The organism is Brasilonema angustatum, from assembly GCF_059505445.1.
Genome location: NZ_JCACKO010000071.1, coordinates 1 through 3832 on the forward strand (window position 1 = coordinate 1; position 3832 = coordinate 3832).

Genomic DNA, 3832 nt, shown 5'->3' on the forward strand with positions numbered 1-3832 from the left:
AGTGGCTTGTTTGCTAATGCAAATCGAAACTCAACAGGAGATGCGGGTGATCTTACAATCAAAACCAATACCTTGCTAGTGCGAGATGGGGCACAGGTATTTACTGGCACTTTCGGTGCGGGCAAGGGGGGTTCTTTGAGCCTTGATGCCCAAGATGTGCAATTGATTGGTAGAAGTGCTGATGGTCAGGCTTCCAGTGGCTTGTTTGCTAACGCAAATCAAAACTCAACAGGGAATGCGGGTGATTTGACAATCAAAACCAATACCTTGCTAGTACGAGATGGGGCACAGGTAAGTGCAAGTACTTTCGGTGCGGGTAAGGGGGGTTCTTTGAGCCTTGATGCCCAAGATGTGCAATTGATTGGTAGAAGTGCTGATGGTCAGGCTTCCAGTGGCTTGTTTGCACAAGCAAACTCAACAGGGAATGCAGGTGATCTTACAATCAAAACCAACACCTTGCTAGTGCGAGATGGGGCACGGGTACTTACTAGTACTTTCGGTAAGGGCAAGGGGGGAAATTTGAGTGTTGATGCCCAAGATGTGCAACTGATTGGTAGAAGCGCTGATGGTCAGTTTGGCAGTGGCTTGTTTGCTGACGTAGGATCAAACTCAACAGGGGATGCGGGTGATCTGACAATCAAAACCAATACCTTGCTAGTGCGAGATGGGGCACAGGTAGGCGCTGGTACTTTCGGTGCGGGCAAGGGGGGTTCTTTGAGGGTTGATGCCCAAGATGTACAATTGATTGGTACAAGCGCTGATGGTCAGTTTTCCAGTGGCTTGTTTGCTTCTACAACGCCAAACTCAACAGGGGATGCTGGTGATCTTACGGTCAGAACCAATACCTTGCTAGTGCGAGATGGGGCTAAAGTAAGCGTGGAGAGTCGTGGAACAGGAACCGCAGGCAACATGACATTAAATGCTGGCTCTATCCGCTTAGACAACAATGGTTTACTCACCGCCAATACACAAAACGCTAAAGTTAACCCGAATAGAGAGCAAGCGACAATTAACATTAACTCAAAAGATTTGATCATGAGTCGCAACAGCATCATCAGAACCAACGCCACAGGAGAAAACGTTATTGGCGGCAACATCAATATTAATACTGGTGTCCTGGTTGGCTTTGACAATAGCGATATCACTGCTAACTCTGCTAATTCCCGTGGCGGTAATGTCAAAATCAATAGCCGAGGTATTTTTGGCTTTGTGTCTCGTAATCCTGCTTCCCCAAACACAAGCGACATCACCGCCACAGGGGTAAATGACCAGTCGAGTGGTAATGTGCTAATTAATGTAGTTGATATTGACCCCACCCAAGGGTTATTTGAATTAACAGAAACTGTGGTTGATCCGGCACAGCAGGTTGCTCAAAATCCCTGTATCAAAGGTTTTGGTAGCACTTTCACTGTCACCGGACGCGGGGGATTGCCAACAGATCCAAATAAAATCCTCAGTAGTGACAATGTGCGTGTTGATTTAATTGAGCCTGTCCCCAGTAAAGTAAGTTTAACAACTCCAACACAAAAGCAACCATCTAAAAAGCCACCTGTTAAACAGATAGTACCTGCTCAAGGTTGGATATATAACGAAAAAGGTGAGGTGGTGCTGGTCGCTTATGATCCGACTAAGACTGGTCCACAGCGTGAACAGCCAGCGCCTAATAGTAGTTGTGCTGCAACGAAGTAGCCACGGTTTCAGGTATCGCACCCTTATTTTAAGGTAACTAAATCTTTTTTTAGTACATATGTATTAACAATTGAGTTTCTACCAAAGGTACAATCACCCCACCAAGAAAAAATAGACCCCTTCCTGGGCATCCTGGAGGGGGTTTTTTCGACCAAAACTAAAAAACTTCTTTTCATTTGCGTTTTATGGCGGGGTCACGGCGATTGCGCAAAGCGCAGACGCCAGAGGCGATCGCTTTTTAAAAAGGAAAAGCAGGAATTACTCAAAGCGAACCAGTCTACTCTGTGCTGTCGCTAATCTTAATTGAGTAAACCAAAGTAGACCAGCTAGAAACCAAACTACAAAGGAAAAGCAGGAATTACTCAAAGCGAACCAGTCTACTCTGTACTGTCGCTAATCTTAATTGAGTAAACCGAAGTAGACCAGCTAGAAACCAAACTACAAAGGAAAAACAGAAATTACTCAAAGTGAACCAGTCTACTCTGTGCTGTCGTTGTTCTTGATGGAGTAAACCGAAGTAGACCAACTAGAAACCAAACTACAAAGCAAAAGCAGAAATTACTCAAAGCGAACCAGTCTACTCTGTGCTGTCGCTGTTCTTGATGGAGTAAACCGAAGTAGACCAACTAGAAGTCAAGCTGGGGTTAAGCCGGGATACGCGCATTCAGGGGACATGTTGTAAAAAAAATGTTACACAACCTACTTTCTTGATTTACCAACTTGCCCCTATTTAGCATGAGATGCGACAAGAGAGTTAAGCTTGAAAATGACAAGCACGGGTAAGAATCATGGCAGATTCGGTCAAAATATTTAATGAGTATTCAAATCGAGACTTAGAGCAACGGAAGGTTTGGTACACGCCAGTTGTGGAAGCTTATGATCGAGGCAGACCCCGCTATCCTGAAGCACTAATACAGCGAGCGATTGAAGCCGCTCACCTTTCCTCTGACTCAACCATTCTCGAAGTCGGATGCGGGTCAGGAATTGCGACGATTAACTTTGCTCAGTTGGGATGTGCAATCGATGCGGTAGAACCGAATCGAGATTTCTGCCAAGTTGCAGCACGTCGTCTTGCAGCATTTCCTCTGGTTCAACTCTTTCAGGAATCTTTCGAGGAGTGGCAAGTTCAACCACAAGCGTATGAAATTGTACTAGCAGCAAATGCTTGGCACTGGATATCATCCGGCATCAAATATGTGAAAGCATCACAGACGTTACGAGAGGATGGTTCTCTCGTTTTACTTTGGAACCTGACGCTTGAGCCAAGTCATGAAGTTCATCAAGTTTTGAATCAGGTTTATCAAGCTTACGCGCCCGCGATCGCACCTTCGTACGAAGGTCGAGAAAAACAAGCTGAAATTGCCGCAGGCTTGGGAAAACCTGTCGGGGATTCAGGATTGTTTGAGCCTCCCTCCACAGAAATCTTCCCTTGCGAACAAACCTATAGCGTTGATCGGTATCTCGATTATTTGAGTAGCGGTTCACAATACGTTGCCTTAGAGTCGCAAGTGAGAGTAAATCTATTTTCGGGATTGAGAACCGCGATCGAACAGCAATTTAAGGGCGAAATTCATCTGTTTAACTTAGCTGCATTTCAAATTGCACGGAAGATCTAAATATTATACCGCAGACATTAGATGAGATTGGGGCTTTTATTTTAACTTAACCGACAAGAGCATCCAATGAAAGAGCCAAAACACGCCTAATAATCGTTGTTTGAGTTCTTTCGGTGATTGCATTTGGACGAAGATGACGATACGCGGAGCGTCAGCCCTTTGGGCTATCGCACGCCTCTGATATGTTTGAGGTTTTTCAGCCAAAACTGTCTTAAAGTTATCAGTTTGATTTTTCCTTAGCATCACATCATAAAATTTAAAGCAACTTTTTTAACATAACTTTGCATCGTGTCCCATTTTGCACGTATCCCGGCTAGACCCCAAGCTAAAAAGGAAAAGCAGAAATTACTAAAACCAAACCAGTCTACTCTGTGCTGTCGCTGATTTTGATGGAGTAAACCGAAGTAGACCAACTAGAAGTCAAGCTAGAAAGGAAAAATGGGAATTACTAAAACCAAACCGGTTTACTCTTTGCTGTCGCTGATTTTGATGGAGTAAACCGAAGTAGACCAACTAGAAGTCAAGCT

General features: G+C 44.6%; 1 protein-coding gene and 1 pseudogene. Both read left to right on the forward strand.

The window, feature by feature from the left end; all coding sequences use genetic code 11:
• Positions 1-1689 (forward strand): annotated as a pseudogene (locus AC5JM2_RS14040) (filamentous hemagglutinin N-terminal domain-containing protein); the annotation flags it as partial.
• Between the two features lie 788 nt (positions 1690-2477).
• Positions 2478-3305, forward strand: coding sequence for a class I SAM-dependent methyltransferase (locus tag AC5JM2_RS14045; RefSeq protein ID WP_495835488.1), 828 nt, complete (start codon positions 2478-2480; stop codon positions 3303-3305).
• Positions 3306-3832: the final 527 nt, after the last annotated feature.